The sequence below is a fragment of the Falsibacillus albus genome (assembly GCF_003668575.1).
GTDB lineage: Bacteria > Bacillota > Bacilli > Bacillales > DSM-25281 > Falsibacillus > Falsibacillus albus.
Window position 1 is genome coordinate 65,855 of the sequence record NZ_RCVZ01000013.1, and the last position, 14,887, is coordinate 80,741.

At 33.4% G+C, this 14,887-nt stretch carries 9 protein-coding genes; 4 read left to right on the top strand and 5 right to left on the bottom strand.

Annotated features, from left to right (window positions below):
* Window positions 1-5: 5 nt before the first annotated feature.
* Both D9X91_RS16755 and D9X91_RS16760 read right to left on the bottom strand, forming a co-directional pair.
* A complete protein-coding gene (locus D9X91_RS16755; protein WP_121681804.1) occupies window positions 6-584 on the bottom strand; it encodes a hypothetical protein in 579 nt (192 codons plus the stop codon).
* 92 nt (window positions 585-676) lie between these two features.
* Window positions 677-2,179 (bottom strand): hypothetical protein, encoded by a 1,503-nt coding sequence (locus D9X91_RS16760; RefSeq protein ID WP_121681805.1) that lies wholly within the window; start codon window positions 2,177-2,179, stop codon window positions 677-679.
* Window positions 2,180-2,349: 170 nt separating this feature from the next.
* On the opposite strand from D9X91_RS16760, the gene D9X91_RS16765 reads away from it, so the two are divergent.
* The 3 genes from D9X91_RS16765 to D9X91_RS16775 all read left to right on the top strand — a co-directional run bounded on the left by D9X91_RS16765 (window position 2,350) and on the right by D9X91_RS16775 (window position 7,947).
* A complete protein-coding gene (locus D9X91_RS16765) occupies window positions 2,350-2,544 on the top strand; it encodes a helix-turn-helix domain-containing protein (RefSeq protein ID WP_121681806.1) in 195 nt (64 codons plus the stop codon).
* A gap of 338 nt (window positions 2,545-2,882) precedes the next feature.
* Window positions 2,883-3,641, top strand: a complete 759-nt coding sequence (locus D9X91_RS16770; RefSeq protein WP_121681807.1) for an N-6 DNA methylase — start codon at window positions 2,883-2,885, stop codon at window positions 3,639-3,641.
* Window positions 3,634-7,947 (top strand): Eco57I restriction-modification methylase domain-containing protein, encoded by a 4,314-nt coding sequence (locus tag D9X91_RS16775; RefSeq protein WP_121681808.1) that lies wholly within the window; start codon window positions 3,634-3,636, stop codon window positions 7,945-7,947. The genes D9X91_RS16770 and D9X91_RS16775 overlap by 8 nt, the downstream gene beginning before the upstream one ends.
* Before the next feature lie 131 nt (window positions 7,948-8,078).
* Here the strand turns inward: D9X91_RS16775 and D9X91_RS16780 are convergent, their stop codons facing one another.
* On the bottom strand, window positions 8,079-9,656 hold the full coding sequence (locus D9X91_RS16780; protein WP_121681809.1) for a UvrD-helicase domain-containing protein: 1,578 nt from the start codon (window positions 9,654-9,656) through the stop codon (window positions 8,079-8,081).
* Complete coding sequence (locus D9X91_RS16785) at window positions 9,643-11,406, bottom strand: ATP-dependent nuclease (protein WP_121681810.1); 1,764 nt, start codon at window positions 11,404-11,406, stop codon at window positions 9,643-9,645. Before D9X91_RS16785 ends, D9X91_RS16780 begins: the two co-directional genes overlap by 14 nt.
* A 714-nt stretch (window positions 11,407-12,120) precedes the next feature.
* Between D9X91_RS16785 and D9X91_RS16790 the strand changes: the two genes are divergently transcribed.
* Entirely contained in the window at window positions 12,121-12,792 is a 672-nt protein-coding gene (locus tag D9X91_RS16790; protein ID WP_121681811.1) for a GIY-YIG nuclease family protein, read from the top strand.
* A 42-nt stretch (window positions 12,793-12,834) separates the two neighbouring features.
* On the opposite strand, the gene D9X91_RS16795 is transcribed toward D9X91_RS16790, so the two are convergent.
* On the bottom strand, window positions 12,835-14,751 hold the full coding sequence (locus D9X91_RS16795; RefSeq protein WP_121681812.1) for a 3'-5' exonuclease: 1,917 nt from the start codon (window positions 14,749-14,751) through the stop codon (window positions 12,835-12,837).
* Window positions 14,752-14,887 lie beyond the last annotated feature (136 nt).

Below are 14,887 nucleotides of genomic sequence, written 5' to 3' on the forward strand. Positions count from 1 at the left end.
TTTCCTTACTCCTTCAACGTTTTAATTTTGCAAGTTTCAGCATCCTCATCTTCAAGAAGTAGGTTGTGAATAGCAGGAAAAAGAGTAGTTACTAAAGTAAATGCATTGTTGCGTAGATCTTTTAACAGGAATTCCTTTCTTACAATTATTTCGCTAATCTTACCTTGCAACGTACTATTGAAAATTGTTAATTGAGCAAATGACTGGTTTTCTATATAAGCAATCAGCAGATTTTTTTCATTTACTTCATCTTCGTCTTTGAGGACAAAAGCTGCTTCTTTGCTATAACAATAAAAACGCTTTTTATCTGAATCCCTTCGGTCTACAATTATTCGTACCTCATGGTTTGTTATATTTTGTTCGTTTGACAATGCTATTTTTCTACTACCAATATTTCCATTACAAACCTTTCCGTTTGGTGTAATGTGACAAAGCAGAAGAACTATAGGATCAATTCTTTTGTTACCTATGCATACAAATGAATTTTCACCGTCACTTGCTAATAGTTGAATGTTAGAATTTCCTTCTGTCATTTTCTCAATAAGTTTTTCTTCTGCTTTAGTCAATTCATTTACAAGAGCCATATTCTTATCTCTCCTTTTAGTTATTACTTACAAACTAAAAGTAACACCCCTGTTTCCTTGATATTTATTTTGAAAATTCAAAATATACACCCTTAAAGCCTAATAATAGTAAAGCCGCTCTCAAAGAAAGAGAGCGGCTTTACTATTTTAAATTTATTTTTTTTTTCAAAAAATAATTTGTCTAAATCTATATTTACACTAAGGAATTTATCTTTCATTAAGCCAGGATCAACCTCCAAGCTACTAAAGACCTGCAAAACTTCTTCTATCCCCAAATTTTTTTCTAATCTTAAAGCAAGTTTTTCACCCCTAGTAGCAAACTCCCTTGCGATATAATAAAAATATGCCTCTACTAAATCGGGTTTAACTCTGATTGTTTCAAATAAATCATTAATTGCCTCTTCGCTGAATTGTCTCCGAATCCCATTTACCTTCTTTACCTTTTTATAGAACTCAATGAAATCCTCTGAGTAATTAATTCTACTTTCATCTATATGGAATATTGACTCATCTCTTAAATCTGCTAGTTTATAACCTGCAACTCCTTTTAAAGTATGGTAAAGGAACAATTTTTTCTTGATTTCTCTTAACCTGCTCACTTCCTCTTTCTCGGTTACTTCATCACTTTTAATTGATAATTCACCTTTAGGAGCCCTTATATTTTCAATCAAGTATTCTTTTAACAAAGGAACGTACAAAAAAATTAAAATAAACAATTCACTGTAGCCTTGCCCTTTGATAAAAGGAAAACTGTTATCCTCTTTAATGAACTGCTCTGTAAAATAAAGCTTTAACCTAATATCCTCGATTAAGGAGAAGGATGCAAGCACCTTTAAATAGTTATTTTTGTCTTTCTTTAATTTAAATTTTTTGAAATAATCACTGGGTAATACTGACCATGCTTTCAGTAAAAAAAAGACATTCGTTTCCCTTTCTATTTCAAGGATATCCCTTGTAGGATTAATTCCATTACCATGGTCATTTAAAAGTTCTATAAACTGATGATGATGAGTCAAGAGGTCATTGGGTAAACTTTCATTATCAAAATCTTTATCAATTCTTGGTTTTACAGATCTTTGCTTATTTACGTATCTTTTAAAATAAAAGGGAAAAAGAGTATGATTCCTTTCAGTAAATGGATAAGTAAAATTTTTAAATAACTCGGCTGCTTCATCTATCTTTTGCCTCTCAAGGCAACTTTCTTCATTATCATCATGAACAATTTCTACTTTTAAGTTCTCTTGTAAGTAACTTTGAAATCTTTCACTAAGCACATATTGTACTTCATTTTGCATATCCTCAAGTAATTCACCAATCGTTGTGCCAAGTAAAGGCTCATCAGGAAAAGATATTGCAAGATCCACCTCTTGTTGGCTAAGAGTTGCTGCTTCCTCAAGAATCAAATGCAATACATATTTTTTTATGTATTCCTCAACTACAGTAGCTTCCAGATCCAAACCAGCACATACATCTTTAAATTTTTCACCAAGATTAACTGCTTCTAGTATATCTGCGTAGCTTCTTTCATTGCTTCTAAATTGAAATCCTAATTCTTTATACAATTCCGCTTTTAATTTATTGGTTAACCTTTGCATTTTACACCTCTTTAAATATAATCAGGTATTACAAATATACTTTTTATTAATTTACCAATGCAAATTTAGTTTTTATTGCTAGCACAAAATGTTAACAAGGTGAGAATGAACCTTTGTTAATCAATAAAAAGCAACAATAATCTAAAAAGGACTAGAAGGAGGTACACGATATGTTTGAGATGCATAATGATATCTTAACTATGGAAGAATTGATGGAAGCACTTTATATTGGAAGGAACTATGCTTATAAATTGCTGAATAGCGGAGAAATAAAAGGATTTAGAGTAGGAAGATCATGGAGAATACCAAGAACATCGTTAGAAGAATTTATAATTAATAGATGCAGAAGATTTCACTTAGAATGAACTAAGTGAGATCTTTTTTGTGTTCCTCTATGTTCCTACCTCTCATGAGGATTGCCTATCGGCATAGGCATCAATATTATAATATATATTTATCATCATGAATTATCCGTAAGAATTATTGATTTATTTACCACTATTCCATTAATTTGTGGAGCTTTTTAATTTAGCTCATTCAAAACAATAAGAAAACTAATTTCTAATTGGGACGTTACCAAGAAATAAGACTGCACATCATAAATATTGCCAAATAGGCTATCATGTAAGTCATCAATTCCTATATAATTGGAAATAGATATATTCCTAACGTACAAACTTCTTTTGAATGGAGCTACGAAAAGATGAGTGATTTATCCGAATCTACTAACGAAAAAATAATAAAAAGTAAAATACGTATCCAAAATCACGGTGAAGTGTTCACACCGAAAAGGATTATTAATAAAATGCTTGACTTACCTAACATTCGTGAAGCATGTCAAAACTTAACTTCTACTTTTCTAGAGCCTGCTGCTGGAGAAGGAGCTTTCTTAGTTGAAGTTTTAAATAGAAAAATGAAGATGGTAGTAAAGAATTATGGTGATAACTTAATACGGTATGAGAACTATTCGTTACTTGCTTTATCAACAATATATGGTGTTGAATTGCTTGAAGATAACGCTCAAAAATGTGTTATGAATATGTACCAAGTCTATTATGAAGCCTATCAACAACAAGCAATACAACAAGGTGCAAAGGTTAAAAAGAAGGTCTTAGACAGTGCAAAATTGATAATCTCAAATAATGTTGCACAGGGAAACTTTCTAACTAAATTAGCTCCTGATGGCAATCCTATTGTGTTTAGTGAGTGGAACCCTATAAACCTTCGCAAATATGGTAAGACAATTAAGGTTCAACGCACTGAATATACGCTTATGGATATTCTTGATGGTATGAAAAAAGAAGGTGGAGAATCACTAAGCCATTCAGTACTTGAGCAACTGGATTTGTTTGACTCTTTTGATGATGAAGAAATAGCTGTAAAAGAAAAAAAACAAATGAAATACGTTCCTGTGAAGATTACTAATGTATATAAGGAAGAGATGGAGGAAGTAAATGGATAAAACAATCATTAAACCGTATGATGAATTAGACTTGAAGATATATGCCTATACCTTACCTGAAGTTCCTTCTCATGAAGGTTACATCAAAATCGGTGATACGAGTAGGCAGGTCAAAAAACGAATTTTTGAACAGGTTGGAACCGCAGGACTTAATCCTAAAATTCTATTTGAAAAGGTCGCAAAGAAGTCTGATGGTACATGGTTTCATGATAAATCACTTCACCGTTTCCTTTTACAGAATGGGATTCCAAAAAAAGATTTTAATAGTCATGCTGACGAATGGTTTTATTTGAATGGAACACCAGAAAGGGCAGAAACCCTAACGGACAAGTTTATCAATCGTGATTATGATGAAATTCAAGTTGATGAAGCAAATTCTGACTATTTTCTTCGGAATGAACAAAGTAAGGCGGTTCAGTTAACGCTTGATTATTACAATAGTACGCAAGTACCTAGAGAATTTCTTTGGAATGCAAAACCTCGCTTTGGGAAAACACTGACTTCATATGATTTTGTGAGAAAAATCAATGCAACAAATGTACTTATTGTAACCAACAGACCTGCAATAGCCAATTCTTGGTTTGATGATTTTAAGAAGTTCATTTCTTGGCAAGAACCAGGAATGAAATTTGTTTCTGAAACGGATGCTTTAAAAGATAAGGCATTATCTCGTAAGGATTTTATTGATTTTATTAACTCTACTGACCATAAGAATCCATCACAGATTACCTTTATTTCACTCCAAGACTTGAAAGGTGCAAAATTTGCGGGTGGTGGCTTTGAAAAACTTGAATGGGTTGGTCAACTGAATTGGGATTTACTAATCATTGATGAAGCTCATGAGGGTGTTGATACCGCAAAAACTGATGTAGTGTTCGATAAAATCAAACGAAACTTCACTTTACATTTGTCAGGTACTCCATTCAAAGCGTTGGCAAATAATAAATTTAATGAAAATCAAATTTTTAACTGGTCGTATGTCGATGAACAAGAAGCAAAAAAAGACTGGGATTATACTACAGGAAGTAATCCATACGAAAATCTGCCAACACTAAGTTTATTCACTTATCAAATGAGCAAGATAATTGAAGATCGAGTGTCTAAGGGCTTAACGTTAGAAGATGATATAAATGTTGATTATGCATTCGACTTAAATGAGTTCTTCAGGGTTAAAGAAGATGGCAAGTTTGAATATGAAGCAAGCGTGAAAAAATTCCTTGATAATCTATCTTCAGGTAAATTTCCTTTTTCGACAGATGAACACAGAAGTGAATTAAACCATACATTTTGGCTTTTACCACGTGTTAACTCTGCCAAAGCACTTGAAAAGTTGTTAAATTCTCATCCTGTTTTTGGTGAGTATAAGATTGTACTAGCTGCTGGTGACGGAATAAGTGTTACAACTGATCCAATCCTTGAAGAAGAAGGAAAAGACTACAAGAAGAATGAGAAAAGTTTTGATAAAGTTAAAAAAGCAATTTCTGAAAATGAAAAAACCATAACTTTATCCGTTGGTCAACTTACAACTGGTATTACAATTCCTGAATGGTCTGCGGTGCTTATGCTTAGCAACATTAAGTCACCAAGTTTATATTTCCAAGCAGCTTTCCGTGCCCAAAATCCATATGAATTTGTTCAGGACGGTAAGCTTTATAGGAAAGAAAATGCATATATCTTTGATTTCGCGCCAGAACGAACACTATTGCTCTTTGACGAGTTCGCTAATAACTTATCAAGTGGTAGCTCAAAAACAAGTGAGGAACGCAAGAAGAAGATTAAAAAGCTATTAAACTTCTTTCCAGTGATTGGAGAAGATGATGAAGGTAATATGCATGAATTAGATGCAACTGAAGTATTAACCATCCCAACCCAAATCACTTCAACAGAGGTAGTGAAACGTGGGTTCATGAGTAATCTTTTGTTTGCAAATATCTCAGGTATTTTTGGTGGGAATTCTCCATTCAAGGAAATTCTGGATAAGATTAAGCCCGAAAAGAATAAGCGTTTGACGGATCGTAGAGAAGTCAATGTAACAACTCCAATGCTTGATGATGAAGGAAACGTAAATGTTCCTACAGACATTGTAATTAACCATACAAAAGATATTTTCGGAGACGCAATCTATAAAGTTGTGGATACAACCGATATCCCTGAAATACCTGAAGTTACAACTATTACTACTGAGATCAAGAACACGCTAAATAGTGGGTTTAGCAAGTTGAAAGAAACATTCAACATGAATAAAACTCAAACGGATAAAGTAAAAAATGAAGTAACTTCAGTCATTCAAGACGTGGTTCAAAAGAGTGTAGAAACTTATCAAAGCCAAGTTCGAGAAATCGAACATGACTATACTGAGCAAATTCAAATTGCTCAAGAAGCTCATGACGTGGTTAAAGAAGAGCAACTAAAAACAGAATTTGAACAGAAAAAGGTTGAAATAAATCAAACTTTTACTAAAAATCTTAATACAGAAGTAAAAGCAACGGTTGAAACTGCAGTAGAAAAGCAAGTTGTCATTGTGGAAGAGAAGAAGAAAAAGACCACTGAAGATGATGTTCGAGATCACTTGCGCGGCTTTGCTAGAACTATTCCTGCATTCCTTATGGCTTATGGTAATGAAGATACGACTTTAGCTAGTTTTGAAATACACATTGATGAACCAACCTTCGAAGAATTAACAAGTATAACTGTTGACGAATTCAAGAAACTTCGTGATGGTTTTGATTATGTAGATGAAGATGGAAATAACCGTAAAGTGCCTGGTTTATTTAATGAAGTGGTGTTTAACGCCAGTATCAAAGAGTTCTTCAATACAAAGAATAGGTTATCGAACTATTTTGACGAATCGCTTACCGAAGATATTTTCGACTATATTCCCCCGCAGCAAACAAACCAAATTTTTACCCCTCGAAGAGTGGTAAAATTGATGGTTGATTTAGTTGCTAAAAACAACCCAGGTATTTTTAGCAGCTATAATGTTAAATTTATTGATTTATACACTAAGAGTGGACTTTATATAACGGAAATCGTTAAACGTCTAAATGAAGGATTGAAAGAACAAATTCCAAATTATAACGAGCGTATTAAGTGGATTCTCGAAAATCAAGTCTATGCGTGTGCTCCAAGTAACATCATTTATAACATTGCAAAAAAATATATTTTTAGCGATTTTAAAGATATCTCTAGTAAAAATATTGTTGAATATGATCTAACCGAATATGCAAAAAGTAATACTGCTAAAAGGAAATTACAAGAATTATTTGGAGATGAGAATTTGAAGTTTGATGTAATTATTGGTAATCCACCATATCAAGAAATGGATGGAGGAGCATCGGCAAGTGCTAGACCGATCTACCACCATTTTGTACGTTTGGCAAAAGAACTCAATCCAGAATTAGTTTCATTCATTATGCCGACACGTTGGTATGCAGGAGGGAAAGGTCTGGATGATTTCAGAGATGAAATGTTAAATGATATTCACCTACGAGAACTTCACGACTGGTTAACCCCTGAAGATATTTTCCCTAATACCAATATTCGTGGCGGAGTATGTTACTTCTTATGGGATAAAAATTATGATAATAGTCATCACCTTACACGAGTTGTTACTCATGAAAAAAATATGATTACTAATGATGATTTTAGAGCAATGAAAATTGAAGGTGTTGATATTTTTGTTCGTGATGGAAAGGCAATAACGATTTTGGAGAAAGTTTTTCCCGATGAAAATATTGAAACAATGATGAATTATGTTTCATCACGTAAGCCGTTTGGTTTTGAAGGGAACTTTATTAAAGATATTAAATTCCGAAAAAGTAATTCTGGGTTATCAGATCCAATTCAGTGTTACGGAAAAGGACAAAAAATAGGTTATGTTGAAAGAAATGAAGTTACTATTCGCCCTCAATGGATTGATATTTGGAAAGTATATACTCCTAGAGCGAATAATGTCGGTACTGAATTAAATGATGATAATCTGAACACTTTTGTTGGAGCACCAAAAACAATTTGTACAGAATCCTATCTTGTAATTGGGGCAGAATTAGGATTAGATGAAATTTCGTGTAATAACCTTTCAAAGTACCTTACGACAAAATTTGCTAGATATCTTCATGGTATTGCGAAAGGTAGTCAAGATGCTACTTCTAAAACTTTTAAATTTGTTCCTATACAGAATTTCTCTAATGATTCAGATATTGATTGGTCTGTTTCTGTTCATGAAGTGGATAAACAATTGTTTAAGAAATATGGGTTATCCGATGAAGAAACCAGCCATATTGAAAGAAGAATTAAAACAATGTAAGTTGCATAAGAAAGTTAGAAGCACGCCAATATTGGCGTGCTTCTAACTTATTTAATACGAGTGACAAAGTTGCTACACTTAATTTCTTGATCAATTTCTCATCATTGAGATTTTTTATTACTTTGTCATCCTTATTGGTTTATCATATTCCTATTGCTATCCCCATTTACCTCATATCTAATTAGCCTCTTTATATCTTTAATACCATTGCTATCTGCTACTTCTAAAACATGATCATAGTATGCTTCATCATCAATAAACATAATAAATTTTTCCTTTGCCCGTGTAATACATACGTAGTGGTTTTGTAAATTTTCACTATTGCGAATTTTATAATAACGGGAAAAGCTTATTACTTGATCAAACTCTAATCCCTTTGAAGCAAAAACTGTCATTACTTTATGTTTCGATTCTAATATTCGGAAAGCCATATCATATTTAATATCACAAATACTCTCACAGAACTTTTTAATTTCATCTTTCCCTATTGATATTCCTAGATAACTAGATAATTCGGAAACTACTCCCTCAATTATATTTGGTATTAAATTTTCGGTCTTCTTTAATTTCCCTATAATATTATTAACTTCAAATCTCGTTCGGATTCTTTCATCAATATGGGTGTTTTCCAAAAAGTCGTAAATTGTATAAGTTGAGTTCTTTGAATATAGTGCAAGTTCTTTTAATAAGTACCCATTAGGAATACCTTCATCAATTGGGGTCTTGGGTATAAAAACAAAGTCAAACCCTTCTTGATTTAATAGTTCTGTTATCTTCTTAGCATCATTATTATAATTAGCAATAATTGTTACTTCTTTATTTAAATCAAGAATTTCTTCAAAAATAATACTTTTGAATTCATCCACAAAACCTACGAAATCTCTTCGCTCATAAAAACTATTAAAGCTATTGTATTCTATTAAAGTTACATTCTCTACGTTACTATGCAAATTCATAACGTATTGTGGATTATGAAATAGATTTGCATAGTTTTCAATTTCTTTATCACAACGAAAGTTGGTCACGAGTTCATAAGAACTGAAATTTTCATTCTCTAATAGTTCAAATACGTTACTTATTGCTCCACGCCACAAATAGATAGCTTGTTTTGAATCACCGACAATAAATAATTTAATATCTAATTCATTTTTTAACTTCATAAAGAAACGGTGCATATCCCTGTCGGAATCTTGATATTCATCTAAAAAAATCCAAGAATATTTTGCTTTAATATATTCTTGAGATGCTACTGACTTTTCTAAAATTTCATTAGCAAGTTTAAAATTAAAATTACGCTTATTGTCTTCAAAACTACCTAGGATATTTTTAGATTTCAACTGTTTTAATCCAGATGAATATGTTTCAAATTTATATTCATTCCCATATTCAACAGAGTAATCATTTCCGAACTCTTTACCTAATGCATCTTTAATAAATGGTCTTATAATCTCACTTTCAATAAAAGAATCATTTGTCATAACAACAAAGGGTTTCTTAATATTTTTTCCTGCCTTTTTTTTAATTTCCTCGGTTGCTTTTACAGTAAATGTTATTGCTGCTATCGTTCGGTGATCTCTTATTTTTTCGAGCTCTATTCCCATTTTCTCTACCATGATAGTAGTTTTACCAGAACCAGCACTAGCTGAAACCACTATATCACCACTGTTTTCTAAAATTCCATATCTCTCATCTTGATCAATCAATTTCATATGGTACCAACTTTCTTAACGATTCAAATAGAGGGTGCTTTATTATTTTTAAACAATCCTCTTTCGTTAACTCATTAGTTAATTCAATCATATTAAGTAATTTATGATCTTGGAGATAATCTATAGGGTTTGAGCCCAAAATATCTTCCATTCTGTCTCCAATAACTTCATATAAATCATGTTCTAAATCAATTTTTGATAAATATATATTATTATCTTTAAATTGCTCTATGCTGTCTTTAAAATCTTCATAAAGTTCTAGCTTTTTGTCCTTAATCATTTGGTTTTTTACTTTATTTGTCCAAACCCTCTTACCTTGCTCATTTTCATAAAAATAATCTATTTCAACAGGGTCTATGGATTGGTCTTTATCAGTCTCTATGAGTTTTAAACATCTCGTGATTCCTATTAAATCAAAAGAGGTTGCGTTACCCCTTTTTGCTTTTAGATCATTATCTGTTTTTACTATTGGTTTTATATTTAATCCATTTAATACTTCTACATACGGTTTAAACTTTATCCCGCTTACATCTAACAGGTACCCTCCATCTAACTCATATGTTGGGTATACTTCTTCTAAAATTTTCTCAAACAATACTTTTTCTGAAGGACCTTCTACTAATAGTACTTTTTCAGAGAATAGAGCTGTTGACAATGCTCTATTAAGTTCTTTTTTTACATTCTTATATTCTTCATTAACTTGATAAATATATGATTCACAACCTATCCGATCTTCTGAATAAATTCGAATTAATGAAGCATTATCCATTTCATACAATAGTTCAGAAGAGTGGGTTGATAAAAAGAAATAATTATACACTTTAGAATTAAATAATTGTTTGGATAAAGCAATTTGCATAGACCTATGTAAACTATTTTCTGGTTCCTCAACTAAGTAAATAATTATTTTATTACCTTCCTGTGCCTGAATAAGATGATTTATTAAGGAATAAGCTAATATCTTCTTTCTTCCATCTCCTGAAGTCGGATAGATATTATCATCATCTTCTCTTTTGATATAAGGAATTAAATTGCCAAAATAACCATTAATGGTAATTTCCGACTTCATTTCAATAGTTATTTTTTCTTTCTTTAATTTTCTATATTCGTCTGTAATAGTATCTTGAAAAGACTGAATAACCCCCATACTACTTATTTTTTTATTCATTTCCATTCCTAAGTCTTTAATCTCATTGGATATGGTAATGTCATTCTCATCCAACTTATTTTGATTAAATAGCTTATTTCTATTTTTTGAGAAGGTTTTTTCTAAGTCTATTGTCGGATCAACGTAAACAATCTTAAATAAATTATCAAGATTGCTATAGATACCATTTTGCAGGATTTCTTCTAAATTATTTATATTACTTCCCCAATAAATTTTAGGAATACCTACTCCTTCACTATTATCATAAGTACCTTTTACTTGAAAATAGAAGTTATCTAATTCATTACTCGATCTTGCCCCACCAACCTTAGCTATAATGTGCTGCGAATCTTCACTAGTTAAGCGATCTGATAGGTTTATACCTAATGTTATTTTTATAACTCTATCTTTTTCATTTTTAAAATAGTCAGACTCTTTGAAACCATTTTTACGAATATCTCTATCTAGTAAGAATCTAATAGCAAATAGTAAATTTGTTTTACCTACATCGTTCATTCCAAATACAACATTTTGATTTGTTAAATCAATATTTATTTTGTCAAAGTTACGAAAATTTTCTACGGTTAGGCTTTTAAGCTCCATTAGTATTCCCCTCCATTTAATAGTTTTTAAAATGAGAAATTTTCCCTTTTTACTATTATAACACCAATAAAATTAAAAGAAGTAATAGCCCCACACTGAATAATGGAGCTATTACTTCTATATTTTTTAAATTTTGTTCAATTATCGTTATAATAATGGTTTACCGTTACTTATGGTACGGTTCACCATTCTTAATCCTAAAAATATTGCTATGATCAGTAAACCATCTACCAATAATAGGGATGGATAATAGGGATGGATGTTAGCTTCTATAAGTAAGTAATCCTGATGTAGTGTTTCTTCTTTATATTCCAATCAATGTACTTTCTTTCCTTCAAATAATAATTTATATCGTGAAGGTGTGGATACTTCTCATTATCTATCGTGAACCGCTGTTGATTGCCTTGTAAAATCCAAAATGACTTGTTGATTCCTCTTGTCTCCATATGATGAAGCTTATTCGATAAAAACCAGCCTTGACCTTCAATATTATTTAGTAATTCTTGACTTTAATTAGTACACAATATTTTCTTAGGCATAGCCACCTCCATATTTTTTTATTTTTTTATTTATTATCTTTTTGGGCAAAGAATCATCTAGAACCTATGAGAATACAATGTTTAATTTACTAAAAAAAGGTCAATACACCCGATCTTGTGTAATATTATGGTAAAATAAATTAAAAATGTCTTACCAACAGTCGAGGTGTCCCAAATGCTAAAACAACTTCTCTCTAAACTATTACCGTCCAAAGATAATTCCGATGATTCAAAACCTGAAGTCATCATTCAAACAAAAAAAGTATTTTTATACGAAACGGATCGATCCAAACTTGAAACCATTATTCAGTCTCCTGCTCCCAAGGGTTCTCATCCTGGATATGTGTATATCATTCAGGAACATATGAACGGATGGTTCAAAATTGGGAGCTCTACTACGATCGATAAAAGCTTGGATGTGTTCAAGGTGAAATTACCTTTTGAATATCACCTCGTGTATCTTGTGAAATCTGGTGATATTCAGGTGACAGAGAAAGCGTTCCATGACCATTTTGCTTCGAAAAAGCTTCAGGATGAATGGTACGATTTCTCCAGCGAAGATGTGGCCTGGATCAAGGGTGATGCTTACACTCCTGACATTGCCAGTACGATTGGCACTCCCCTTCAAATGAACAATGATGAGCCTTTAACTCCTAAGCAACTAGACTATGCAAAATCCTTGATTAAGAGATTGGGAGCTTCTTATTCACTTGCCGTTGAAGAATCTGCCCTAACGCAAATGGACCTGAAGCGGCTGTCTGTGTATTTCCGCTTCAAAAATCAAGGTGCTTTGAAGAATCTTGTTGAGTCTGGTGTACTTAAGAAGAAGGAATTCGTTAATCGATAATAAAAAAAGGTATGAGCAAACGACTGCTCATACCTTTTTTCATCATCCACTTTTTTCACTGGTTTTCTTCTGTTCTTTCCTCTCGAGAAGGCATTGATCGAAGTAACGAGTGAATTCGGATTCTCCGGAATATGATAAGCACAAATATTCCTTTGCGCGGGTCATGCCGATATAGAGAAGGGAGACTTCTCTTTCCACATCCTCCTCAAGTGCAAATGGCATGTTATCTACATTTACAATGAAGACGGCTTGAAAGTCGAGTCCCTTGCTGCTGTCGATTGTACTGATCTTGACCCGGTTGTCATCCTTCTCGAAGCTCCGCTTAGATTCACTGTTTTCCGTTAGCCAGAAATAGTCGATCTGTTCTTTTTGAAGTTCGCGCTTTAGAATATCGATGTAGTTTGTGGTGAACGATTTCTTAATGCGATAGAGAATGAGCATTTCCGAGAACGGTACATGCTTTTCTTTATTCAGTTTTTTGATTTGTCTTGCTACGATTCTCGCTTCCTGATGGAAGTGATCTGTCTTGAGTATGGCTGGCTCAATCCCTTTCCTCCGTGTACTTTGAGGAGCAATAATCTCACCTTCGAATTCTCTCGTCACAACCTTATTTTTTAACGAGGAATGCGTTTTATAGAAGTCCCAGGCAAACTTCACCACTTGAGCGGTGTTGCGATAATTGATGCTCAGCACTTTCGATCTTCCTTGAAAACTGAGGCCCATATCCTGCAAATAACTTCTTTTACGCTTGTAGATGGACTGGGCGCGGTCCTCTACTAATAGAAGAGATTTCGTTTCTGGGTTGAGAAGGTTTGTGACCAGTTCAAACCAGGAGGATTCGAAGTCCTGCCCCTCGTCTATTAATATGGCATCATATGTAGGGAGAATGGCTTCCCCATTTTTAATCTTTTTGAGCACGGTAGGCAGCTCTTTTTCATGAATCTTAAGATCATTCTTCAGCCATGAATGAAAATTTCGAACGGAGATATGATGCTTCTTCTCTTTCGTATCTTCAGAGCAGGAGAAGTCAAAATCAAAAAGATTATCAGGTTCATTCATCATATGGAAGACAATCTGCTCAATGTTTCGTGCGAGGGAAATGTTGTAGCAGAGAATCAAGATTTTCCAATCTGGCTGTTCTTTGGCGAGCAGCTTTGCTCTGCTCGCCAAAATGAGCGTCTTTCCGCTGCCTGCTACTCCCCGGATTAACCGGTTTTTATCCCCAATTTGCTTCGCCAAATTTTCTTGATGCAAATCCATCGCTTTAATGTCATGTAACGAAAGTAAGAGTTGATCCTGGTACGGGACAGGTTGCTTGAACTCAGCACTAATCCGCACTTCAGGAAATAAGTGATACCTGATCGCATCCATGTCTTCCTTCGTAAGCGGCTTTTGCAGCCGGTACGGAATCGTGAACATGTTCAGGATCTTCTCGATTAATATTTCTTCTGAGAACCCGTCTTTATCCGGATCAATCTCATCCCTCGTCAAACAGAATGACGGTTCCACCACCGCATACAATCCATTTTCAATAAAATCCTTCTGATGCAAACGGGTAAACACCGCTCCGAATCCATAAGGGAATTTCAACTGAAATTGATATTTCCCTTCCAACTGGACGAGATTCTTATCCTTCTTCAACACATCCGCAATTTGAAACACATAATCCCTGGCCTGCTTCAGAGGATTCTTTGTCTTCCTTTGCTCCCCTGAAGACGTATATAAAATCCATTCATCATGGTTCAACTGAAACAACGTACTCTTTGTGTAATCCTTTACCTCTAACACCACAAGACCCAAGTCCGGTCCAATAATGACAAAGTCCGGCCTCTTCCCATGAATCTCAGGTTCATAATACACAATATAATCATCTGGCAAATACGTCTTCAACGTACGAAACAACAACCTCTCACCAGCCGTAGCCGACGATCGGATCGTCTCCGGTATAGTGTAAGCCATCTTAACACTCCAACTGTTTGTGATAGTTTACATTATACTACAAAAGACGCCCTATTTTGACAATAAATGGTTAGATTACTTGATTAATTGGGAAATACAGACTTACCTCTCTCGATTTGCATGTAAACCCATCCTT

Excerpts from the sequence above, each read along its gene's own strand:
- D9X91_RS16785 (WP_121681810.1), bottom strand. The coding sequence starts at position 11,406 with ATGGAGCTTAAAAGCCTAACCGTAGAAAATTTTCGTAACTTTGACAAA.
- D9X91_RS16775 (WP_121681808.1), top strand. The coding sequence starts at position 3,634 with ATGGATAAAACAATCATTAAACCGTATGATGAATTAGACTTGAAGATA.
- D9X91_RS16795 (WP_121681812.1), bottom strand. The coding sequence starts at position 14,751 with ATGGCTTACACTATACCGGAGACGATCCGATCGTCGGCTACGGCTGGT.
- D9X91_RS16755 (WP_121681804.1), bottom strand. The coding sequence starts at position 584 with ATGGCTCTTGTAAATGAATTGACTAAAGCAGAAGAAAAACTTATTGAG.
- D9X91_RS16765 (WP_121681806.1), top strand. The coding sequence starts at position 2,350 with ATGTTTGAGATGCATAATGATATCTTAACTATGGAAGAATTGATGGAA.
- D9X91_RS16760 (WP_121681805.1), bottom strand. The coding sequence starts at position 2,179 with ATGCAAAGGTTAACCAATAAATTAAAAGCGGAATTGTATAAAGAATTA.
- D9X91_RS16770 (WP_121681807.1), top strand. The coding sequence starts at position 2,883 with ATGAGTGATTTATCCGAATCTACTAACGAAAAAATAATAAAAAGTAAA.
- D9X91_RS16780 (WP_121681809.1), bottom strand. The coding sequence starts at position 9,656 with ATGAAATTGATTGATCAAGATGAGAGATATGGAATTTTAGAAAACAGT.
- D9X91_RS16790 (WP_121681811.1), top strand. The coding sequence starts at position 12,121 with ATGCTAAAACAACTTCTCTCTAAACTATTACCGTCCAAAGATAATTCC.